The sequence below is a fragment of the Cupriavidus sp. CP313 genome, assembly GCF_054072015.1.
The window spans coordinates 168,856-191,424 of the sequence record NZ_JBSVZB010000016.1 but is presented as its reverse complement, the minus strand read 5'-3'; the positions used below and the strand labels follow the sequence as shown (position 1 = coordinate 191,424).

19 protein-coding genes are annotated in these 22,569 nt (G+C 67.5%); 14 read left to right on the top strand and 5 right to left on the bottom strand.

The features are described 5' to 3' along the window. Positions 1-133: NAD-dependent epimerase/dehydratase family protein (locus tag ACW4E8_RS21900; RefSeq protein WP_456806469.1), on the bottom strand; the 133-nt coding region annotated here is incomplete at its 3' end. Positions 134-177: 44 nt separating this feature from the next. Next, positions 178-1,932 carry a glycosyltransferase family 39 protein gene (locus ACW4E8_RS21895; protein WP_456806465.1) on the bottom strand — a complete coding sequence of 585 codons (1,755 nt, stop codon included), beginning with the start codon at positions 1,930-1,932 and terminating at the stop codon, positions 178-180. Between the two features lie 208 nt (positions 1,933-2,140). Here ACW4E8_RS21895 and ACW4E8_RS21890 point away from each other — a divergent pair, with 208 nt between their 5' ends. Together ACW4E8_RS21890 and ACW4E8_RS21885 are read left to right on the top strand one after the other, a co-directional pair. Then, on the top strand, positions 2,141-2,812 hold the full coding sequence (locus tag ACW4E8_RS21890) for a response regulator (protein WP_456806464.1): 672 nt from the start codon (positions 2,141-2,143) through the stop codon (positions 2,810-2,812). Continuing rightward, the gene (locus tag ACW4E8_RS21885) at positions 2,809-4,164 is read left to right on the top strand and encodes an ATP-binding protein (protein WP_456806463.1); all 1,356 of its coding nucleotides are present in this window, start codon (positions 2,809-2,811) and stop codon (positions 4,162-4,164) included. The genes ACW4E8_RS21890 and ACW4E8_RS21885 overlap by 4 nt, the downstream gene beginning before the upstream one ends. A 63-nt stretch (positions 4,165-4,227) precedes the next feature. Here ACW4E8_RS21885 and ACW4E8_RS21880 read toward each other — a convergent pair whose 3' ends face one another. After that, a complete protein-coding gene (locus ACW4E8_RS21880; protein ID WP_456806462.1) occupies positions 4,228-6,582 on the bottom strand; it encodes a Tex family protein in 2,355 nt (784 codons plus the stop codon). 169 nt (positions 6,583-6,751) lie between these two features. Here ACW4E8_RS21880 and ACW4E8_RS21875 point away from each other — a divergent pair, with 169 nt between their 5' ends. The 3 genes from ACW4E8_RS21875 (at position 6,752) to ACW4E8_RS21865 (ending at position 10,007) form a co-directional block, all read left to right on the top strand. Then, positions 6,752-7,543, top strand: coding sequence for a hypothetical protein (locus ACW4E8_RS21875; protein WP_456806461.1), 792 nt, complete (start codon positions 6,752-6,754; stop codon positions 7,541-7,543). Positions 7,544-7,577: 34 nt separating this feature from the next. Beyond that, positions 7,578-7,781, top strand: a complete 204-nt coding sequence (locus ACW4E8_RS21870; protein ID WP_013956445.1) for a DUF465 domain-containing protein — start codon at positions 7,578-7,580, stop codon at positions 7,779-7,781. Between the two features lie 84 nt (positions 7,782-7,865). Beyond that, on the top strand, positions 7,866-10,007 hold the full coding sequence (locus ACW4E8_RS21865; protein WP_456806460.1) for an ATP-dependent DNA helicase: 2,142 nt from the start codon (positions 7,866-7,868) through the stop codon (positions 10,005-10,007). A gap of 81 nt (positions 10,008-10,088) precedes the next feature. Here the strand turns inward: ACW4E8_RS21865 and ACW4E8_RS21860 are convergent, their stop codons facing one another. Continuing rightward, complete coding sequence (locus ACW4E8_RS21860; RefSeq protein WP_456806459.1) at positions 10,089-10,919, bottom strand: outer membrane protein assembly factor BamD; 831 nt, start codon at positions 10,917-10,919, stop codon at positions 10,089-10,091. A 17-nt stretch (positions 10,920-10,936) separates the two neighbouring features. On the opposite strand from ACW4E8_RS21860, the gene ACW4E8_RS21855 reads away from it, so the two are divergent. Continuing rightward, a complete protein-coding gene (locus ACW4E8_RS21855) occupies positions 10,937-12,205 on the top strand; it encodes an RluA family pseudouridine synthase (RefSeq protein WP_456806458.1) in 1,269 nt (422 codons plus the stop codon). After that, positions 12,189-12,992, top strand: a complete 804-nt coding sequence (gene pgeF, locus ACW4E8_RS21850) for a peptidoglycan editing factor PgeF (protein ID WP_456806457.1) — start codon at positions 12,189-12,191, stop codon at positions 12,990-12,992. The genes ACW4E8_RS21855 and pgeF overlap by 17 nt, the downstream gene beginning before the upstream one ends. A gap of 13 nt (positions 12,993-13,005) precedes the next feature. Here pgeF and ACW4E8_RS21845 read toward each other — a convergent pair whose 3' ends face one another. Next, positions 13,006-13,209 (bottom strand): hypothetical protein, encoded by a 204-nt coding sequence (locus tag ACW4E8_RS21845; RefSeq protein ID WP_340529887.1) that lies wholly within the window; start codon positions 13,207-13,209, stop codon positions 13,006-13,008. Positions 13,210-13,653: 444 nt separating this feature from the next. Between ACW4E8_RS21845 and phaC the strand changes: the two genes are divergently transcribed. The 7 genes from phaC (at position 13,654) to bktB (ending at position 22,564) form a co-directional block, all read left to right on the top strand. Then, on the top strand, positions 13,654-15,423 hold the full coding sequence (gene phaC / locus ACW4E8_RS21840) for a class I poly(R)-hydroxyalkanoic acid synthase (RefSeq protein WP_456806456.1): 1,770 nt from the start codon (positions 13,654-13,656) through the stop codon (positions 15,421-15,423). Between the two features lie 84 nt (positions 15,424-15,507). Then, positions 15,508-16,689 carry an acetyl-CoA C-acetyltransferase gene (locus ACW4E8_RS21835; RefSeq protein WP_456806455.1) on the top strand — a complete coding sequence of 394 codons (1,182 nt, stop codon included), beginning with the start codon at positions 15,508-15,510 and terminating at the stop codon, positions 16,687-16,689. Between the two features lie 79 nt (positions 16,690-16,768). Continuing rightward, the gene (locus ACW4E8_RS21830; RefSeq protein WP_456806454.1) at positions 16,769-17,509 is read left to right on the top strand and encodes a 3-ketoacyl-ACP reductase; all 741 of its coding nucleotides are present in this window, start codon (positions 16,769-16,771) and stop codon (positions 17,507-17,509) included. 436 nt (positions 17,510-17,945) lie between these two features. After that, the gene (gene phaR, locus ACW4E8_RS21825) at positions 17,946-18,497 is read left to right on the top strand and encodes a polyhydroxyalkanoate synthesis repressor PhaR (protein ID WP_456806453.1); all 552 of its coding nucleotides are present in this window, start codon (positions 17,946-17,948) and stop codon (positions 18,495-18,497) included. A 297-nt stretch (positions 18,498-18,794) separates the two neighbouring features. Beyond that, positions 18,795-19,763 carry a tRNA dihydrouridine synthase gene (locus tag ACW4E8_RS21820; RefSeq protein WP_456806452.1) on the top strand — a complete coding sequence of 323 codons (969 nt, stop codon included), beginning with the start codon at positions 18,795-18,797 and terminating at the stop codon, positions 19,761-19,763. A gap of 145 nt (positions 19,764-19,908) precedes the next feature. Beyond that, complete coding sequence (rimO, locus tag ACW4E8_RS21815; protein ID WP_456806451.1) at positions 19,909-21,288, top strand: 30S ribosomal protein S12 methylthiotransferase RimO; 1,380 nt, start codon at positions 19,909-19,911, stop codon at positions 21,286-21,288. 91 nt (positions 21,289-21,379) lie between these two features. Further along, the gene (gene bktB, locus ACW4E8_RS21810; protein WP_456806450.1) at positions 21,380-22,564 is read left to right on the top strand and encodes a beta-ketothiolase BktB; all 1,185 of its coding nucleotides are present in this window, start codon (positions 21,380-21,382) and stop codon (positions 22,562-22,564) included. Positions 22,565-22,569: the final 5 nt, after the last annotated feature.

Genomic DNA, 22,569 nt, shown 5'->3' with positions numbered 1-22,569 from the left:
CGAGGTCGCCGAGGCGGTCCGACGACATGTCCATGCCGTAGACCTCCCACGGCGTGGTTTCCAGGATGCGGCGCGTCAGGTGGTGGCCGATAAAGCCGTTGACGCCGAGGATCAGTACTTTCTTGCCTTGCATTGGATTTGACGAATGGCAGGGGAAATCAGGATGCGCCGGCGCGGCTAGCGCCCGCCGGCGAGGGGAAAGTTGGCGACGGCCACGCGCCGCCAGTCGCTCGCGACGACATGCATCGGCACGCGCGCGCTCAGTTCAGAGAATGCCTGCGGCGAGAGCAGCGCGATGGCACGCGGGCCGTGCTGCCAGGCATCGACGAAGGCATCGAGGGTCGGCAGCCACTTCTGCGGCTCCTGCTCGGCGCCGAAAGCGAGCTCGTCGGCCTGCGCCACCATGGTGAGCGGATGGCGCAGGTAGAAGGGCAGGGTATGGTCGAGCATGCCGACGCCGTAGAGCGGCATGCCGGGGCGCAGCACGCGTTCGATCGGCGCCACCATGTCGATGGCCGAGGCGGAGCGGCCGATCGCTTCATGGCCCAGCAATGCGGTGGAGAACGCCAGCAGCATGCCGAATGCATAGGCCGTGATGCTGGCCAGGCGGCCATGCCGCCGCAGCAGCCACAGCCCCATGGCGGCGCTGCCGAGCACCAGCGCGAATGCCAGCGCCGCCCATACGGCGTACGCGCGGTACAACGCGTTGGGGGTGTTGTTGGAATCCAGCGTGGCCACGACCGGGCTCGCCAGCAGGCCGATCGCGCCCACCACCAGCATGGCGCACAGCTGCCTGCGCCAGGGTTGGTCGCCGGTCCGCGCCAGCGCTGCGCCCGCCAGGATCGCCAGTGCGGGAAACACCGGCAGGATGTAGCCGGGCAGCTTAGAACCCGACAGGCTGAAGAACAGGAAGATCGACACTGCCCACAGCCCTGCCATCAGCGCAGGCTGGAACGGCCTGGACCCACCCGTGGCAACCACGCCGGCGCGCTGCCTGACCGCGCGGACCATGCCGGGAACCAGCCCGAGCCACGGCAGGAAGCCGCCCACCAGCAGCGGCACGAAGTACCACAGCGCGCCCTTGCGCGCATGCACGGTCGAGGTGTAGCGCTGCCAGTGCTCGTGGATAAAGAAAAAGCGCAGGAATTCCGGATTGCGCCGCGCCACCAGCCAGTACCACGGCATCGCCACCAGCAGCATCAGCGCGATGCCGGCCGGCGCATGCAGGCGGCGCCACAGTGCCAGGTCGCGCGTCACGCAGGTGTACGCCACCAGCACCAGTCCGGGCAGCGCCAGCCCGACCAGTCCCTTGGTCAGTACCGCCACGCCCATTGCCGCCCAGCACGCAAGCATCCAGTTGCGGCGCGCCGACGGCGTGGCATCAGGGTGCTGGGCCAGCAGCATGCAGGCGAGCACGCAGGCCATGATGCCGGACAGGGTCATGTCCAGCGTATTGAAATGCGCGGCGACGTTCCACATGGGCGCACTCGCCAGCACCAGCCCCGTCAGCAGCCCGGCACGGGCACCGAACCAGCGCGCGGCGGCCAGCATCGATACGCCCAGCCCGACCATGCCGGCCAGCGCCACGCACAAGCGCGCCTGCCAGTCGCCGATACCGAACACTGCGTATGACAGCGCGGTGGCCCACATATGGAACGGCGGCTTTTCGAAGTACTTCAGCCCGTTGTAGCGGATCGTGACCCAGTCGCCCGTGCTCAGCATCTCGCGGGCGATCTCGGCATAGCGGCCCTCGTCGGGCCCGAGCAGGTGGCGCACGCCCAGCGTGCCGAACCACAATAGCGCGAATGCCAGCACCACCAGCCCCAGCGTGAGCGCGGGCACGCCTGCCAGGCGCGTGGCATGCCACGGCGCTGCGGGCCGGGTGGTGACGAGCCCTGGCTTGGCGGCGAGGCGATCGGAACGATGCTGCATGCGGGAACGGCTCGGCGTGAAGGGAAGGAAAAGTGGCGCCGGAAGTGGCGACGTGCTGGCGGGGGGCAAGGCCATGTCCACGCCCGCGGCCCGGGCCGCGTTGAACGGGCGGACGCTTTTAAGGTCAGCGGAGGATAATTCGCGAACCTTAATGGCACATTAAGGCGGCGCATGCACAATGCCGTGATACGCCCGGGTCACGTGGAATATGAGAATCCTTATCGTTGAAGACGACCCGATGCTGGGTGACGGACTGCGGCGCGGGCTGCAGTTGCTGGACTATGCGGTCGACTGGTTCAGCACCGGCGCCGAAGCCGACCACGCACTGGACGTGGTCCACTACGACGCGGTAGTGCTGGACCTGGGCCTGCCTGGCGAGGACGGCATGACCCTGCTGGCGCGCTGGCGCGGGCGTGGCTGCCGCATCCCGGTGATCGTGCTGACCGCGCGCGACGCCATCGACAGCCGCATCGGCGGGCTCGATGCCGGCGCCGACGACTACCTGGTCAAGCCGATCGCGCTCGATGAGCTGGCGGCGCGGCTGCGTGCCGTGACCCGCCGCGCCGCGGGCCTGTCGTCGCCGGTGTGGAAGCACGGCGCGCTGGAATTCCACCCGGCCGCGCGCCAGGCGTACTGGCAGGGCAAGCCCCTGGAGCTGACCAGCCGCGAAGCCATGCTGCTGGAGCTGCTGCTGGCGCACCCCAACCGGCTGCTGACGCGCGACTTCCTGCGCGACAAGCTCTATGACTGGCAGGGCGGCGTTGAAAGCAACGCGCTGGAAGTCCATATCCACCACCTGCGCCGCAAGATCCATCCGAAGATCGTGCGCACCTTCCGCGGCGCCGGCTACACGCTGGGCGCGGCCGAGGACTGCACATGACGTTGCAGCGCCGGCTCATCCTTGCGGTGCTGATCGCCGCGCCGGTGGTGTGGCTGCTGACCATCGGCATGACCTACGTGCGCGCCCGGCACGAGATCAATGAACTCTATGACACCGACATGGTGCGCATGGCGCTGCAGATGCACTCGGTGGTGCCGCTGGTGGACGTCGCCGCGGCGCCGTCGCGCACCCGGCTGCCAGAGCTGGTCGAGGGCGACCAGGGCGATGCCGGCCTGGGCGATCTCGCCATCGCCGCCTGGCTGCCGGACGGCAAGCCCTTGCATATCGATCCCGAGGGCGACCTGCTGCCGCGTGCGCCGGGTGTGAAGGGCTTTGCCGACGTCACCATCGACAAGCAGTCCTGGCGGCTTTACTACCTCGATGATCCCGACACGGGCTGGCGTGTCTGCGTGGGCCAGCAACTGGCCGAGCGCAATGAGCTGATCCTGTCCTATATCGCCGCGCAGGTGCTGCCGTGGGCAGCAGGCCTGCCGGTGCTGATCGGCCTGCTGATCTGGTTCATGCGGCGTGCCATGGCGCCGGTGCGCGCGTTGTCGACCGATATGGAAGGCCGCGCCCCCGAAGACCGCCGGCCGCTCAGCCTGCAGGCCGTGCCGGGCGAACTGGTGCCGCTGGTGCACGCCATGAACCGCCTGCTGGCGCGCGTGTCGGATTCGATCGAGCATGAACGGCGCCTCACCGCCGATGCGGCCCATGAGATGCGCACGCCGTTGGCCGCGCTGAAGGCGCAGTGGGAAATCGCCGAGCGTTCGGCCGATGACGCCGAGCGCGCGCAGGCACGTGCCAACGTGGCCACCGGCATCGACCGCATCAGCCGGCTGGTGTCGCAGCTGCTGACGCTGAGCCGGCTGGAAGATGCTGCCGGCCTGCCGTCGCGCCAGCCGGTCAACTGGGTCCCGGTGGCGCAGCAGGCGCTGTCCGACTGCCTGGCGCTGGCGCAGCAGAAGCAGGTCGATGTCGAGCTGGAATGGCCCCCGGAAGGGCAGGCGCCATTGCCGGTGGCGGGTGACACCAACCTGCTGTCGCTGCTGCTGCGCAACCTGCTCGACAACGCCATCCGCTACAGCCCGCCGGGCGCGCTGGTGACCATCGATTTCCGGCCTGACGGCGTCACGGTGCGCGACCAGGGCCCGGGCGTCGCGCCTGACGTGCTGGCGCGGCTGGGCGACCGCTTCTTCCGTGGCGGTTCCGCGCAGCGTGAGCAGGGCCACGGCCTCGGCATTTCGATTGCGCAGCGGGTGGCGCGGCTGCATGGGCTGGAGATTGCGTTCGCCAACCGCACGGATGGCGCCGGCAAGGGCCTGGCCGTGCGGATCGCGCACGGCGGCTGAAAACGACGAAGCCCCGCACGGTTGCCCGTGCGGGGCGTCCTGCCATCGGCTTGCAGACAGGCCCTAGCGCTTGAGCTTGGCGAAGGCCGCGGCCATGGCGCCGGCCGGCTCTGCCTCGCGGCGGCCGCCGTTGGAGCCCTTGCCGCCGCCGTTGCGTTGGCCGCCGCGGTCACCACGGTCGCCGCCGGCACGCGCCGCGGCCTGGCCGGGCTCGTCGTCCAGGCGCATCGACAGGCCGATGCGGTTGCGCTTGACGTCGACCTCCATCACCTTGACCTTGACGATCTGGCCAGCCTTGACCACCTCATGCGCGTCCTTGACGAACTTGTTCGACAACGCCGAGATATGGACCAGGCCGTCCTGGTGCACGCCGATATCGACAAACGCGCCGAAGGCTGCCACGTTGGTGACCACGCCTTCCAGCACCATGCCGGGCTGCAGGTCCTTCACGTCTTCCACGCCTTCCTGGAAGGTCGCGGTCTTGAACTCGGGGCGCGGGTCGCGGCCCGGCTTTTCCAGTTCAGTCAGGATGTCGCGCACGGTCGGCAGGCCGAAGGAGTCGTCGGTGAACTGCGTCGGTGACAGGCCGCGCAGCGCGTCGCGGTTGCCCATCACATCGCGCAGGCCCTTCTTGACGTGCTCCAGGATGCGCTGCACCACCGGATACGCTTCCGGGTGCACCGAGGAGCGGTCCAGCGGATTGTCGCCGTCGTTGATGCGCAGGAAGCCGGCCGCCTGCTCGAAGGTCTTGTCGCCCAGGCGCGGCACCTGCTTCAGCGCGTCGCGGTTGGGGAAGGCGCCATTGGTGTCGCGGAACTCGACGATATTGCGCGCCAGCACCGTGTTCAGGCCCGACACGCGCGCCAGCAGCGGCGCCGAGGCGGTGTTGACGTCCACGCCCACGGCGTTCACGCAGTCTTCGACCACGGCGTCCAGCGCCCGCGCCAGCTCGCGCTGGTTGACGTCATGCTGGTACTGGCCCACGCCGATCGACTTGGGATCGATCTTGACCAGCTCGGCCAGCGGATCCTGCAGCCGGCGGGCAATCGAGACCGCGCCGCGCAGCGACACGTCCAGGTCCGGGAATTCCTTGGCTGCCAGCTCCGACGCCGAATACACCGAAGCGCCGGCCTCGCTGACCACGATCTTGGTCAGCTTCAGCTCGGGCATCTGCTTCATCAGGTCCTGCACCAGCTTGTCGGTTTCGCGGCTGGCGGTGCCGTTGCCGATCGACACCAGCGCCACGTTGTGCTGCTTAGCCAGGCGCGCCAGCGTGGCGAGCGAGCCGTTCCAGTCGCGGCGCGGCTCGTGCGGGTAGATGGTGGCGGTGTCCAGCAGCTTGCCGGTGCTGTCCACCACGGCGATCTTGCAGCCGGTGCGGATGCCCGGGTCGAGGCCCATCACGGACTTGGGCCCGGCCGGCGCGGCCAGCAGCAGCTCATGCAGGTTGCGGCCGAACACCTTGATGGCTTCGTTCTCTGCAGTTTCGCGCAGTTGCGTCAGCAGTTCGGTTTCCAGGTGGGGCTGCACCTTGACGCGCCAGCACCAGCGGCATACGTCGCCCAGCCACTTGTCGGCCGGGCGGCCCAGGTTCTGGACGCCGACATGGCGCGCGATCATGCCTTCGCACGGGTGCGGCACCATCGCGTCCTGTTCTTCGCCCAGGCCCAGCTTGACCATCAGCACGCCCGCGTTGCGGCCGCGGAACAGCGCCAGCGCACGGTGCGACGGCACGGTGCGGATGGTCTCGCTGTAGCTGTAGTAGTCGCGGAACTTCTCTTCCTCGGCGGTTTCCTTGCCTTCCATCACGGTGGAGGCCACCACGCCGTTGGTCCACAGGTGCTCGCGCAGCTTGCCCAGCAGTTCCGCGGTTTCGCCGAACTGCTCGGACAGGATGTCGCGCGCGCCGTCCAGCGCGGCCTTGACATCAGGCACGCCGCCGTCGGCGGTGGGATTGCCGTTGACGTACTTGGCGGCCTCGGCCTGCGGGTCCAGCGTGGGATCGGCCAGCAGCGCCTGCGCCAGCGGCTCCAGCCCGCATTCGCGCGCGATCTGGGCACGGGTGCGGCGCTTGGGCTTGTAGGGCAGGTAGAGGTCTTCGAGCGTTTGCTTGGTTTCGGCGGCCTCGATGGCGGCCTGGAGCTCGGGCGTCAGCTTGCCTTGCTCCTGGATCGACGCGAGGATGGCCGCGCGGCGGTCTTCCATGTCGCGCAGGTACAGCAGGCGCTCTTCCAGGTTGCGCAGATGCGTGTCATCCAGGTTGCCGGTCACTTCCTTGCGGTAGCGGGCGATGAAGGGCACGGTGGCGCCTTCGTCGAGCAGCGCCACGGCCGCGGCCACCTGGCGGGGCTGCACGGACAGTTCAGCCGCGATGAGCGAGACAATCTTTTGCGAGACGGATGCGGGCAGGTTGGACATCGGAGAGCGCAGCGAAAAACGCAGTCAGTCGAAAGCGGGGCATTTTGCCACAAGCGCGGGAGGGATCCGCCGGGGCGCGCAGCGGGTGCGGGGCGGGCGGCGTCCCGCGCACGTCCGGAACGGGCCGGCATGGCAGGCCGGTGCCCGGCCCGGATGCTAGAATCCGGTCATGATCGTCAAGTCCCGCCCGGCCGCCGCCAAGGCCACCATCCTGGCCATGCCAACCTTCGCCAACGTGCCTGAAACTTCCCTGTTCCGCTTCGGCCGCCTGGCTGCACTGGCCGTGGCTGTATGCGCCGTGCTGATGCCGCTGCGCGAGGCGCGCGCCCAGGCTTCCGCGCCCGCCGCGCCGCCCGCCGCCAACGGCCAGCGCGACTTTGCCGCCGAACGCAAGGCCGTCGAGGATTCGCGCGCCTGGACCAACTACCGCTTTGCCGCCGCCGAGCGCGAGTGCTACGGCAAGTTCTTTGTCAACCACTGCATCAACAACGCCAAGGAAGTCCAGCGCGAGGAGCTGCAGGTGCTGCGCAAGCGCGAACTGGAAGTTGGCGAGGCCGAACGCGCCCACCGCGCCGCCGAGCGCGACCGCGAACAGGCGCTGCGCAGCGCCGAGTTCGAGGCCAGCCAGCCGAAGCGCTCGGCCAGTGAACAGTCCAGCCGCGAGGCCTTCCAGAAGAAGCAGCAGGAACAGCAGCTGCGCGAGGCGCAGCGCCAGGGCGAGGCGCCGGAGCGCGCCGCCAATGCGCAGGCGTACGAGAAGAAGCAGTCTGACTTCGATGCCCGCATGCAGGAGGCCCAGCAGAAGGGCGCCGAGCAGGCCCGCCAGCGGCAGGAGAACGTCAAGGCGTACGAGGCCAAGCAGCGCGACCTCGAACAGCGCCAGAAGGAGCTGGAAGAGCGCCGCGCCAAGGCGAAGGAGCAACAGGGCCAGGCGTCGGCGCCGCGGCCGTTCGGCTTCTGATGCCCGGCACCGTGACTGCGCAGCGGAGGCATAGATGGACAGCAACCTGAACACCCTGGAGCGGCGCATCATGGAGTTGCAGATCGAGCACCGCGACCTGGATTTCCTGATCGACCGGCTTGCCAGCGACGCCGTCCATGACGAACTGCAGCTGCGCCGGCTCAAGAAGCGCCGCCTCAAGCTGAAGGACGCCATCACGCTGCTGCAGCTGCAGCTCGAACCCGACGTGCCGGCCTGAGCGCATCCGCGCCAGGCTTGCCCATTGTCTTGCCGATCGCCGCCGGCCCCGTCCGGCGGCCCATACAACATTCTCCCCCCTGCCTTGTCCGATCTTCCAGATTCCCCTGAGCCGTCCGAAGCCGTCAGCCTGACCGACGCCGGGTCGCCCGTGCCTGCCGCGCCCGCCGACGACGGCGCCAGCCGCGGCGCTGAACTGGCCACCATCTTTGCCGATACCGGCACGCTGGCCCAGGCCATTCCCGGCTACCGGCCGCGCGCCTCGCAGCACAAGATGGCCGAGGCCGTCGCCGACGCGATCGCGCAGAGCGATTCCGTCATCGTCGAGGCGGGCACCGGCACCGGCAAGACCTACGCCTACCTGGTGCCGGCCATGCTGTGGGGCGGCAAGGTGATCCTGTCGACCGGCACCAAGAACCTGCAGGACCAGCTGTTCCTGCGCGACATTCCCACGGTGCGCCATGCGCTGAACGTGCCGGTCTCGGTGGCGCTGCTCAAGGGCCGCGCCAACTACGTCTGCCACTACCACCTGGAACGCGCACAGGCCAACGGGCGCCTGGCGTCGCGCCAGGATGCGGCGTGGCTGCGCGACATCGGCCGCTTCATCAAGGAAACCTCCACCGGTGACAAGGCCGAGCTGGCGTCCGTGCCCGAGAACGCACCGGTATGGCAGATGGTGACCTCCACGCGCGACAACTGCCTGGGATCGGAATGCCCGCATTACAAGGAATGCTTTGTGATGCGCGCGCGCAAGGAAGCGCAGCAGGCCGACGTGGTGGTGGTCAACCATCACCTGTTCTTTGCCGACGTGGTGCTGCGCGACACCGGCATGGCGGAACTGCTGCCGGCGGCCAACACCGTGATCTTCGACGAAGCCCACCAGCTGCCCGAGACCGCCACGCTGTTCTTCGGCGAGACGCTTTCCACCAGCCAGCTGCTGGAAATCGCCCGCGATGCCGTGGCCGAAGGCCTGTCGCATGCGCGCGATGCGGTGGACTGGGTCGCGCTGGCCGCGCCGCTGGAGCGCGCCGCGCGCGACCTGCGCCTGGCCTTCAGCAAGGACAATGCGCGGCTGGCGCTGGGCCAGATCGAGGCCGACCGCCGTATCGCCGAGCCTTTCAACGAGACGCTCGATGCGCTGGACGAGGCGCTGTCAGACTTCGTCGAGATGCTCGAAAGCCAGGCCGAGCGTGCCGAATCGCTGCAGCAATGCCACCGCCGCGCGCTGGAGCTGGCCAACAAGCTGGCCGCGTGGCGCGCCGATGCCGCGCCCGCGCCGGCACCGCAGCAGACCGAGGGCGAGGGCGAAGCCGCCCCAGCGGTGCCCGCCGGGCCTGAAACCGTGCGCTGGGTCGAGGTGTTCTCGCATACCGTGCAACTGCACCGCACGCCGCTGTCGATCGCGCCGATCTTCACGCGTCAGCGCGACGGCCAGCCGCGCGCCTGGGTTTTCACCTCGGCGACGTTGTCGGTGAAGGGCAACTTCACCCACTACGCCGCGCAGCTGGGGCTCGACAAGGACCGCTCGCTGACGCTGCCCAGCCCGTTCGATTACGCGAAGCAGGCGCTGCTCTACGTGCCGCGCGACATGCCGCCGCCGCAGTCGCCGCAGTTCACCGACGCGGTGGTGCAGGCGGCATTGCCGCTGATCGAGGCCGCCGGCGGGCGCACGTTCCTGCTGTGCACCACGCTGCGCGCCGTGCAGCGTGCCTCGGACCTGCTTTATGACGCGTTTGCCGAGCGCGGCCTGAACCTGCCGCTGCTGGTGCAGGGCCAGGCCAGCCGCACCGAGTTGCTGGACCGCTTCCGCGAGCTGGGCAATGCGGTGCTGGTCGGCAGCCAGAGCTTCTGGGAAGGCGTGGATGTGCGCGGCGAGGCGCTGTCGCTGGTGATCATCGACAAACTGCCGTTCGCGCCGCCCGACGACCCGGTGCTGGCCGCGCGCATGGAAGTGCTGCAAAAGAAGGGCCTGAGCCCGTTTGCCGTGCACCAGCTGCCGCATGCGGTGATCACGCTCAAGCAGGGGGCGGGGCGGCTGATCCGCTCGGAATCGGACCGCGGCGTGCTGGCGATTTTCGATACGCGGCTGGTCGAGAAGCCCTATGGCCGGCAGATCTGGCAAAGCCTGCCGCCGTTCACGCGCACGCGTGAGGCAGCGACGGTGGTGCGGTTCCTGGAGTCGCTGCGCGGTCCTGGCAAGGAAGCCGGGGACGCGGCAGCGGACTGATCGCTGCCGGTGCCGGAAAAAGAAAAACGGGACGTATCCTCCGATACGTCCCGTTTTTTTATGGCCGTTGGCCAGCCGGCGTCAGAACACTTCCCACCAGGCCTTGTCCTTGCGGCGCGCGCCGTACTTGATGAAATCGCTGTCCGGGAAATTGCGCTCCATCACGCGTGCGGTGTCGTCGCGCAGGTCCTTCATGCCCATCGCGTCATATGAGCGGACCATGATGTACAGCGCTTCTTCGTTGGCCGGGGCGCCGTCGTAGTCCTTCAGCGCTTGCTGGGCGCGGTTGACGGCAGCCAGGTACGCGCCGCGCCGGTAGTAGTAGCGCGCGGCGTGCACTTCGTGCTGGGCCAGCGAGTTGACGATGTACTGCATGCGCAGCGTGGCGTCGGGGGTGTACTTGCTTTCCGGGTAGCGCGTGATCAGCGTGCTGAACGCGTCATAGGCGGCGCGCGCGGCCTTGGGGTCGCGCTCGCTCAGGTCCTGGCCCGAGAATCGGCCCAGCCAGCCCAGGTTGTCGTTGAAGTTGATCAGGCCCTTGAGGTAGTAGGCGTAATCGATATTGGGATGGTTCGGGTGCAGCTGGATGAAGCGGTCCACTGCGGCCAGGGCTGCTGCCGTTTCACCATCCTTGTAGTTGGCGTAGGCGGTATCGATCTGGGCCTGCTGCGCATAGCGCCCAAACGGATAGCGGCCTTCGAGCTTTTCATACAGCTTGACGGCACGCGTGTAGTCGCCGCCATCCAGCGCATCCTTGGCTTCCGAATATAATTTGTTGGCCGACCAGCCTGCGGTCTCGTCGGGTTGGTCCGCCAGCAGGCCGCATGCAGACAGCATGACGCAGCCGCCTGCGAGCAGAACCGCTCCAATTGTCGTGCGCCAGCGCGCGCGTTTCATGCTCTGCAATTGCATGGGCAATCGTATCCCGGATGAAGAAAAATAGCGTCAAGCATTATAGCCCAAGCCCCCAGCCCCACCCCGAAGCAGGAGGTGGCGTGGGAGGACTTCCACCAGAACGGGTGCGCGCAGCCGCGTCCGTGGCCGATTTCGAGGCCCATCCCGAGGAATTTGAAGACCTTGCCGGAACGCCGTCCGGCAGCGGCGCGCCAGCTTCAGAGCCGGCCATGACCCTGTCGCTGGAGGTGGACAGCGCCTCGCATGGCGAACGGCTCGATAAATTGCTCGCGCGTCACTTCAGCGAGTTTTCACGCAGCCGCCTGCAGCAGTGGATCGAAAGCGGCGCGGTGCGCGTCGACGGCCAGGTGCGCCGTCCGCGCGACGCGGTGCAGATGGGCAACCGCATCGAGATCCAGCCGCAGGCCGCGCCGGAATCGTCCGCCTTCGCGCCTGAGGACGTGCCGCTGGATGTGGTCTATGAAGACGACACCCTGCTGGTGATCAACAAGCCCGCCGGCCTGGTGGTGCACCCGGCTGCCGGTAACTGGAGCGGCACCGTGCTCAACGGGTTGCTGCACCGCGACCCCGCCGCCACGTCGCTGCCGCGCGCGGGCATCGTGCACCGGCTCGACAAGGAAACCTCCGGGCTGATGGTGGTGGCGCGCTCGCTCACCGCGCAGACCGACCTGGTGCGCCAGCTGCAGGCGCGCACGGTCAAGCGCACCTATATCGCGCTGGTGTGGGGCCGCACCTATGACGAGGGCACCATCGACGCGCCCATCGGCCGCGACCCGCGCGAGCGCACGCGCATGGCGGTCGTGCATACCGCCAGCGGCAAGCCGTCGCGCACGCATTTCCGCACGCTGGCCACGGTGCCGCTGGGGCGGGGCTTCGTGTCGATGGTGATGTGCAAGCTGGAGACCGGCCGCACGCACCAGATCCGCGTGCATTTCGAGTCGATCGGCCATCCGCTGGTGGGCGACCCGGTCTACTTCCGCGCCACGCAGCGCGGGCAGCGCCCGGCGATCCGCGTGACGCTGCCGGTGCCGTATGAGCGCCAGGCGCTGCATGCGTACAAGCTCGGCCTGGTGCATCCGGCCACCGGCAGGCACATGTCGTGGACCGCGCAGCCGCCGCAAGACCTGCAGGCGTTGATCGATGCGCTGGACTTTGAAAGGGCGCAGGCCGACGAGGAAGACGAAGCCTGGGACGAAGTCTGGGAAGGCGGCGAGGCCCACTGGGAATACGCCGGCGATGACGAAGACGGTGACGACGGCGATGACGATGAGCGCAGCGCCTGATCCCGCCTGGCTGGTCCCTGACTGGCCCGCGCCGGCGCGTGTGCGCGCGTTGTCCACGACGCGCCAGGGCGGTGTCAGCAAGGGCCCGTACGGGCTTGCCGGCGCAGCCCTGGGCGGCCTGAACCTGGGCACCCACGTTGGCGACGACCCCGCCGACGTGGCGCGCAACCGCGCACGGCTGGCCGCGTGCCTGCCGTCGATGCCGCAATGGCTGGAGCAGGTGCATGGCTGCGCAGTGGCGACGGTCGACCATGTGGCGGCCCCGGGCGCGCCCGTGCCCCAGGCCGACGCGAGCCTGGCGGTGGCACCCGGCCACGTCTGCGCCGTGATGACGGCGGATTGCCTGCCGGTGCTGCTGTGCGATGCGCAGGGGACGGTGGTGGGCGCCGCGCATGCGGGCTGGCGCGGCCTGTGCAACGGCGTGATCGAAGCCACGCTGTCACGGATGCAGGCTGCTGCCGGTGCTGGCGCCGCGCGCTGGCTGGCGTGGCTGGGCCCGGCCATCGGTCCCGATGCGTTCGAGGTGGGTGCCGAAGTGCGCGATGCCTTCCTGGCCCAGGCACGCGCCGATGAACAGGCCGCGGTTGCCGCAGCCTTCCGCGCTGGTGCGCCGGGCAAGTACCTTGCCGACATCTATGCACTGGCGCGCACGCGCCTGGCGCGTGCCGGCTGCACTGAGGTCTACGGTGGCGACGCCTGCACCGTGGCCGATGCCGGTCGCTTCTACTCCTATCGCCGCGACGGCGTGACCGGCCGCATGGCCAGCCTGGTCTGGCTGGCGGACTGAGCCGGCCGCTGCCTCACTCGTCCTTGCCCCTGGCCGCCTGCGCGCGCTCGGCTTCGGCCTTGCGCCGCCGCCGGCCGGGCGTGCCCATGATGTAGAGCACCAGCGCCACCGGCGCCACGCCATACATCAGGAAGGTGGCAACCCCTGCCACCACGTTGTGCTCGGTGATCGCCATCATCAGCGCCACGTAGAGCCAGCCAATCGCCACGATGTACATCAAAATTTCATCCTTCTCGCCTATGCTCTGTGGCCTCGGCAGATGCGAGCGCTGCATACCGTCCGGTAGGTCGGGAAGCGCGCAGCGCCGGGGCGGATTCCCGCATTGACAGCGCGTGCGTTGCAAGGCAACAATGGGCTCAAATGTCTCGGAATCGCTGACGATTCCCAGGTTTCTCCGGCAAGCATAGCGCATGGCGTTGCCATGCGAGGATGTTGCGCTTGCCGGATAAAAGGGGAGCCGCTATCGGAATGGACGCAAGCCACGGCCGCAGCAGGTGCGGTCGAGGTTTCCAGCCAGTTCCAGGGCAGATGTGCCGGCAGACCCTCCCGCTTGGGGAGGCGCAAGCCGGGTCCATTCGGATAGCATCTCCCCATGCAAAGTGCCGGCCAGGGCAATGCCCGGAGCCGGTTCGAATAGTGACGGCAGAGAGACAATCAAATCATGGCGAGCGGCAAAGGTGCGGCAGCTTCCACCCAGGAAGGCAAGTCCCAACCATTCAAGTTCACGCCGGGGCCATTCGATCCAGCCACATGGCTGGAATGGTCCCGCCAGTGGCAGGGCACTGAAGGCAACGGCCACGCGGCTGCGTCCGGCATTCGGGGCCTGGATGCGCTGGCAGGCGTCAAGATCGCGCCGGCGCAGCTGGGTGATATCCAGCAGCGCTACATGAAGGACTTCTCAGCCCTATGGCAAGCCATGGCCGAGGGCAAGGCCGAGGCCACCGGGCCGCTGCACGACCGGCGCTTCGCCGGCGACGCATGGCGCACCAACCTGCCATACCGCTTCGCTGCCGCGTTCTACCTGCTCAATGCGCGCGCCTTGACCGAGCTGGCCGATGCCGTCGAGGCCGATGCCAAGACGCGCCAGCGCATCCGCTTTGCGATCTCGCAATGGGTCGATGCGATGTCGCCCGCCAACTTCCTTGCCACCAATCCCGAGGCGCAGCGCCTGCTGATCGAGTCGGGCGGCGAATCGCTGCGTGCCGGCGTGCGCAACATGATGGAAGACCTGACACGCGGCAAGATCTCGCAGACCGACGAGACCGCGTTTGAGGTCGGCCGCAATGTCGCGGTGAGCGAAGGCGCCGTGGTCTTCGAGAACGAATACTTCCAGCTGTTGCAGTACAAGCCGCTGACCGACAAGGTGCACGCGCGCCCGCTGCTGATGGTGCCCCCGTGCATCAACAAGTTCTACATCCTGGACCTGCAGCCGGAGAGCTCGCTGGTGCGTCATGTGGTGGAGCAGGGACATACGGTGTTCCTGGTTTCGTGGCGCAATCCGGACGCCAGCATGGCCGGCAGCACCTGGGACGACTACATCGAGCACGCGGCCATCCGCGCCATCGAAGTCGCGCGCGACATCAGCGGCCAGGACAAGATCAACGTGCTGGGCTTCTGCGTGGGCGGCACCATTGTCTCGACCGCGCTGGCGGTGCTGGCCGCGCGCGGCCAGCAGCCGGCGGCCAGCGTCACGCTGCTGACCACGCTGCTGGACTTTGCCGACACCGGCATCCTCGACGTCTTTGTCGACGAGGGCCACGTGCAGCTGCGCGAGGCCACGCTGGGCGGCGCCGCCGGCGCGCCGTGCGCGCTGCTGCGCGGCCTTGAGCTGGCCAATACCTTCTCGTTCCTGCGCCCGAACGACCTGGTGTGGAACTACGTGGTCGACAACTACCTGAAGGGCAACACGCCGGTGCCGTTCGACCTGCTGTTCTGGAACGGCGACGCCACCAACCTGCCGGGGCCGTGGTACTGCTGGTACCTGCGCCACACCTACCTGCAGGACGAACTCAAGGTGCCGGGCAAGCTGACTGTGTGCGGCGTGCCGGTGGACCTGGCCAGCATCGACGTGCCGACCTACATCTACGGCTCGCGCGAAGACCATATCGTGCCGTGGACCGCGGCCTATGCCTCGACCCCGCTGCTGGCGAACAAGCTGCGCTTCGTGCTGGGTGCGTCGGGCCATATCGCCGGTGTGATCAACCCGCCGGCCAAGAACAAGCGCAGCCACTGGACCAACGATGCGCTGCCGGAGTCGCCGCAGCAATGGCTGGCCGGCGCCACCGAGCATCACGGCAGCTGGTGGCCGGACTGGACCGCATGGCTGGCAGGCCAGGCCGGCGCGAAACGCGCCGCGCCCGCCGACTACGGCAATGCGCGCCATCCCGCGATCGAACCCGCGCCTGGGCGATACGTCAAAGCCAAGGCATGACGCTTGCATGAGGGCCGGCGTGCGTCATGCACGGCGCCGGCTGGCTTGCAGGTTCCCTCCCGTTTCCATTGAAAGGACTACACAATGACTGACGTTGTCATCGTATCTGCCGCCCGCACCGCGGTAGGCAAATTTGGCGGCTCGCTGGCCAAGATCCCGGCGCCGGAACTGGGTGCCCTGGTCATCAAGGCCGCGCTGGAGCGCGCCGGCGTCAAGCCGGAGCAGGTGAGCGAAGTCATCATGGGCCAGGTGCTGACCGCCGGTTCGGGCCAGAACCCCGCACGCCAGGCCGCGATCAAGGCCGGCCTGCCGGCGATGGTGCCGGCCATGACCATCAACAAGGTGTGCGGCTCGGGCCTGAAGGCCGTGATGCTGGCCGCCAACGCGATCATGGCGGGCGACGCCGAGATCGTGGTGGCCGGCGGCCAGGAAAACATGAGCGCCGCCCCGCACGTGCTGCCGGGCTCGCGCGACGGTTTCCGCATGGGCGATACCAAGCTGGTCGACACCATGATCGTCGATGGCCTGTGGGACGTGTACAACCAGTACCACATGGGCCTCACTGCCGAGAACGTGGCCAAGGAATACGGCATCACGCGCGAGGCGCAGGATGAGTTCGCCGTCGGCTCGCAGAACAAGGCCGAAGCCGCGCAGAAGGCCGGCAAGTTTGACGAAGAGATCGTCCCGGTGCTGATCCCGCAGCGCAAGGGCGACCCGGTGGCCTTCAAGACCGACGAGTTCGTGCGCCAGGGCGCCACGCTGGACAGCATGTCCGGCCTCAAGCCCGCCTTCGACAAGGCCGGCACGGTGACCGCGGCCAACGCCTCGGGCCTGAACGACGGCGCCGCCGCGGTGGTGGTGATGTCGGCGGCCAAGGCCAAGGAACTGGGCCTGACCCCGCTGGCCACGATCAAGAGCTACGCCAACGCGGGTGTCGATCCCAAGGTGATGGGCATGGGCCCGGTGCCGGCCTCCAAGCGCGCGCTGTCGCGCGCCAACTGGACCCCGCAGGACCTGGACCTGATGGAGATCAACGAGGCCTTCGCCGCGCAGGCGCTGGCGGTGCACCAGCAGATGGGCTGGGATACCTCCAAAGTCAACGTGAATGGCGGCGCCATCGCCATCGGCCACCCGATCGGCGCATCCGGCTGCCGTATCCTGGTGACGCTGCTGCATGAGATGAAGCGCCGCGACGCCAAGAAGGGCCTGGCCTCGCTGTGCATCGGCGGCGGCATGGGCGTGGCGCTGGCGGTCGAGCGCAACTAAGAATCAAGAGGTGTGCCGGGCCCGCGCAGGTTCGCACGGGCCCGGTGGCAGATAACGAAGAGCCAATCAAGGAGTGGACATGACTCAGCGCATTGCGTATGTGACCGGCGGCATGGGTGGTATCGGAACCGCCATTTGCCAGCGACTGGCCAAGGATGGCTTTCGTGTGGTGGCCGGCTGCGGCCCCAACTCGCCGCGCCGCGAAAGGTGGCTGGAGCAGCAGAAGGCCCTGGGCTTCGATTTCATTGCCTCGGAAGGCAACGTGGCTGACTGGGACTCGACCAGGACGGCATTCGACAAGGTCAAGGCCGAGGTCGGCGAGGTCGATGTGCTGATCAACAACGCCGGCATCACGCGCGACGTGGTGTTCCGCAAGATGACCCGCGCCGACTGGGACGCGGTGATCGACACCAACCTGACCTCGCTGTTCAACGTCACCAAGCAGGTGATCGACGGCATGGCCGACCGCGGCTGGGGCCGCATCGTCAACATCTCGTCGGTGAACGGGCAGAAGGGCCAGTTCGGCCAGACCAACTACTCCACCGCCAAGGCCGGCCTGCATGGCTTCACCATGGCGCTGGCGCAGGAAGTGGCGACCAAGGGCGTGACGGTCAACACCGTTTCGCCGGGCTATATCGCCACCGACATGGTCAAGTCGATCCGCCAGGACGTGCTCGACAAGATCGTCGCGACGATCCCGGTCAAGCGACTGGGCCTGCCGGAAGAGATCGCCTCTATCTGCGCCTGGCTGTCGTCGGAGGAGTCCGGTTTCTCGACCGGCGCCGACTTCTCGCTCAACGGCGGCCTGCATATGGGCTGACCTGCCGGCCTGGTTCAACCAGTCGGCAGCCGGCGCTGGCGCCCGCGTATTGCGGTGCAGCCAGCGCGGCGCACAAGGCGGCGGACGCTTCGTTTCGCCGCCCGTTTCGCGGGCCGTCATGGCCCGCGAATCGTTTCTGCCTGCGCGGCATTCCTCCCTTTTTGCGCCAATTCACCGGGTTTTCCTTAAGCCCGGTCGCTTTTCTTAGTGCCTTGTTGGGCATAGAATCAGGGCAGCGGCGCAGCCAGCACCATGTTCGTGCAGCGCGGCCCTCGCGGGGGCGAGGTTGCAGGCCGCCACGCGCAGCCATGCGCGAACAGGCCACCAGACGGCCGGCACGACAACAAGCAGATGGCGCGGGCGATACCGATTTGCGCACTGCACCCCATGCGGTGCAGCAGCGCGCAAACAGCGATGACACAAGGACAGAGCACCGATGGCCACGACCAAAAAAGGCGCAGAGCGACTGATCAAAAAGTATCCGAACCGCAGGCTCTACGACACCCAGACCAGCACCTACATCACCCTGGCCGACGTCAAGCAGCTGGTCATGGATTCAGAGGAATTCAAGGTACTTGACGCCAAATCTGGTGACGAACTGACCCGCAGCATCTTGCTGCAGATCATCCTGGAAGAAGAAACTGGCGGCGTGCCGATGTTCTCCAGCGCGATGCTGTCGCAGATCATCCGCTTCTATGGCCATGCCATGCAGGGCATGATGGGCACCTACCTGGAAAAGAACATCCAGGCCTTCATCGACATCCAGAACAAGCTGGCCGAGAACTCCAAGGGCCTGTATTCCGGCGAAACCTTCAGCCCCGACATGTGGTCGCAGTTCATGAACATGCAGGGCCCGATGATGCAGGGCATGATGAGCAACTACATCGAGCAGAGCAAGAACCTGTTCGTGCAGATGCAGGAGCAGATGCAAAGCCAGGCCAAGAATATGTTCGGGACGTTCCCGTTCAACCAGCCGGACAAGAAGTAAAACACTGGCAGCGGCGGGCTCTACACCCGCCGCCTATCCCGCACGCTGGCTGGCACTCAGCCAGCGCTCGCATGCAGGCGGATGCCCAGCGCCCGCACACCTCCCTGAAAACCCCGACGACGCAAAGCAGGTAGAATGCGCGGTCTGCGCTCCCCAGGCGCACGCAATCACGCAACTCTCTCCAGCGGCGGCTCAGTGTGGACTCGCCTTTACTGCGCGAATCCCGATGCCCTCCGTCATTCAATGTGCTCGTCCGGCCGTTAAGGCCCGGCTCTCCGCTTCGGTGAAGGCTTCGCCATGAGCCGGTTGCTCCTGGCCCCCATGGAAGGGCTTGCCGACTATGTCTTGCGTGACGTGCTGACCGATACCGGCGGCTACGACGGCTGTGTGTCCGAGTTCGTCCGGGTGACGGGTTCGTTGCTTCCGGCGCGCGTCTACGAGCGCGATACGCCTGAAATCCTCGCCGGTGGCTATACCCGCAGTGGCACGCCGATGGTGATCCAGTTGCTCGGCAGCGATCCGGAATGGCTGGCGCGCAATGCGGCCTATGCCGCGACCTTGTCGCCGCATGGCATCGACCTGAACTTCGGCTGTCCCGCCAAGGTCGTCAACCGGCATGGCGGCGGCGCCATGCTGCTGACGAACCCTGAGTTGTTGAACCGGATCGTTGCGTCCGTGCGCGCGGCGGTGCCGGCCCATATCGCCGTGACGGCAAAAATGCGGCTGGGCGTCTCCGATACCTCGCTGGCCATTGATTGCGCCACGGCGCTGGCCGAGGGCGGCGCGGCTTCGCTCGTCGTGCATGCCCGGACGCGGGACCATGGCTACCGGCCGCCGGCCCACTGGGACTGGATTGCGCGCATTGCGGCTGCGGTGGACGTGCCGGTGATTGCCAACGGAGACGTCTGGACGGTCGCGGACTGGGAACGCTGCCGGGCCGTCAGCGGTTGCGCCGACGTGATGATCGGGCGCGGCGCCGTGTCCGACCCTTTCCTGGCCTTGCGCATTCGCGGGCTGATGGACAGCGCGCCGTCGGACCAGGAGTGGCCGTTGGTGCTGCGCCAGATTGCCACTTACCTGAAAAAGCTGCATGCCCGTATCGCCTCCTGCCATGAGCATGGGCGCGTGAAACTGTGGCTCAGCTATCTCAAACGGACATGGCCACAGGCCGCCGAACTGCATGCGGCCATCCGGCGCATGCAGGACTCGCTGGAGATAGAGCGGGTCCTGGAAGGCCTGCCGGGAGCCGCTACCGCGCCGGAATGACGCGGCATTGCCGCAGCCTGGGCCACATGTGTGGAGTCAGGCGCCGAGAATTCATGGCAAACGGTTAAAATGCTTGATTGGCTCACCGGCTGCCGGCCTTGTCCCCGCATATTCCGCCGCGCCTGCCCCACATTCGGATTGCACCGTGAAAAACCCTTCAGAATCAACGACCCAGAAAGACCATAGTCCGCGTGTGGGATTCGTTTCCCTTGGCTGCCCCAAGGCGCTGGTCGACTCCGAGCAGATCATCACCCAGCTGCGCGCCGAGGGCTACGCCATCAGCGGCACCTATGACGGCGCCGACCTGGTCGTGGTCAATACCTGCGGCTTTATCGACGAGGCCGTGCAGGAGAGCCTGGACGCCATCGGCGAGGCCCTGACCGAAAACGGCAAGGTGATCGTCACCGGGTGCCTGGGGGCGAAAAAGGATGCGGCGGGCCACGACATCGTGTCGTCGGTGCACCCCAAGGTGCTGGCCGTGACCGGCCCGCATGCGCTGGGCGAGGTGATGCAGGCGGTGCACACGCACCTGCCCAAGCCGCATGACCCGTTCACCGACCTGGTGCCGGCCGCCGGCATCAAGCTGACGCCCAAGCACTACGCCTACCTGAAGATTTCAGAGGGCTGCAACCACCGTTGCTCGTTCTGCATCATCCCGTCGATGCGCGGCGACCTGGTGTCGCGCCCGGTGGCCGAGGTCATGCTGGAGGCCGAGAACCTGTTCAAGGCCGGCGTCAAGGAACTGCTGGTGATCTCGCAGGACACCAGTGCCTATGGCGTCGACGTCAAGTACCGCACCGGCTTCTGGAACGGTCGCCCGCTCAAGACCCGCATGACCGAACTGGTGGGGGCACTGGGTGAGCTGGCCGCGCAGTACGGTGCCTGGGTGCGCCTGCACTACGTCTACCCGTACCCGCACGTGGACGAGATCATCCCGCTGATGTCGCAAGGTCACGTGCTGCCGTACCTCGATGTGCCGCTGCAGCACGCGCACCCGGACGTGCTCAAGCGCATGAAGCGCCCGGCCAATGCCGAGAAGACCATGGACCGCATCCGCGCCTGGCGCGAGATCTGCCCTGAGCTGACCATCCGCAGTACCTTTATCGCCGGCTTCCCGGGCGAGACCGAGGCGGAATTCCAGACCCTGCTCGACTTTATCGCCGAAGCCGAACTGGACCGCGTCGGCTGCTTCGCCTATTCGCCGGTGGAGGGCGCCACCGCCAATGACCTGCCGGGTGCGCTGCCCGACGAGGTGCGCGAGGAGCGCCGCGCCCGCTTCATGGAAGTGGCCGAAGAGGTCTCGGCACGCCGCCTGCAGCGCAAGGTCGGCCAGATCCTGCGCGTGCTGGTGGACGAGGTCAACCAGGACGGCGGCATCGGCCGTTCGTCCGCGGACGCGCCGGAAATCGACGGCCTGGTCTATATCGCGCCGCCGGAACGCCATTCCCAGCGCTACCGTGCCGGCGAGTTCGTCGACGTGAAGATCACCGGCGCCGACGGCCACGACCTGTGGGGCGAGGTCTGAAACGGATTGATTAGGTAAAAGTACGCTCGTTCGATTTCGTCCGCGTCCCGCTATACTGTGCGGTGCAACATAACCTCATGGAGACAAAGTCATGACGCGTGAAGTGGTAGTGGTGAGCGGTGTCCGTACCGCGATCGGGACCTTTGGCGGCAGCCTGAAGGATGTGGCGCCGACAGAACTGGGCGCACTGGTGGTGCGCGAGGCGCTGGCGCGCGCGCAGGTATCGGGCGACGATGTCGGCCACGTGGTGTTCGGCAACGTGATCCAGACCGAGCCGCGCGACATGTATTTGGGCCGCGTCGCGGCCGTCAACGGAGGGGTGACGGTCAACGCCCCCGCGCTGACCGTCAACCGCCTGTGCGGCTCGGGCCTGCAGGCCATCGTCAGCGCCGCGCAGAGCATCCTGCTGGGCGATACCGACGTGGCCATCGGCGGCGGCGCGGAAAGCATGAGCCGCGCGCCGTACCTGGCGCCCGCGGCCCGCTGGGGCGCACGCATGGGCGATGCCGGCCTGGTCGACATGATGCTGGGTGCGCTGCACGATCCCTTCCACCGCATCCATATGGGCGTGACCGCCGAGAACGTCGCCAAGGAATACGACATCTCGCGCGCACAGCAGGACGAGGCGGCGCTGGAATCGCACCGCCGCGCCTCGGCCGCGATCAAGGCCGGCTACTTCAAGGACCAGATCGTCCCGGTGGTGAGCAAGGGCCGCAAGGGCGACGTCACCTTCGACACCGACGAGCACGTGCGCCATGACGCCACCATCGACGACATGACCAAGCTCAGGCCGGTCTTCGTCAAGGAAAACGGCACCGTCACCGCGGGCAATGCCTCGGGCCTGAACGATGCCGCCGCCGCCGTGGTGCTGATGGAGCGGGCCGAGGCCGAGCGCCGCGGCCTGAAGCCGCTGGCCCGCCTGGTGTCCTACGGCCATGCCGGCGTGGACCCCAAGACCATGGGCATCGGCCCGGTGCCGGCGACGAAGATCGCGCTGGAGCGTGCCGGCCTGCAGGTGTCGGACCTGGACGTGATCGAAGCCAACGAAGCCTTTGCCGCGCAGGCGTGCGCGGTGACCAAGGCGCTCGGCCTGGATCCGGCCAAGGTCAACCCGAACGGCTCGGGCATCTCGCTGGGCCACCCGATCGGCGCCACCGGTGCCCTGATCACGGTGAAGGCGCTGCATGAGCTGAACCGCGTGCAGGGCCGCTACGCGCTGGTGACGATGTGCATCGGCGGCGGGCAGGGCATTGCCGCCATCTTCGAGCGTATCTGAGGTTA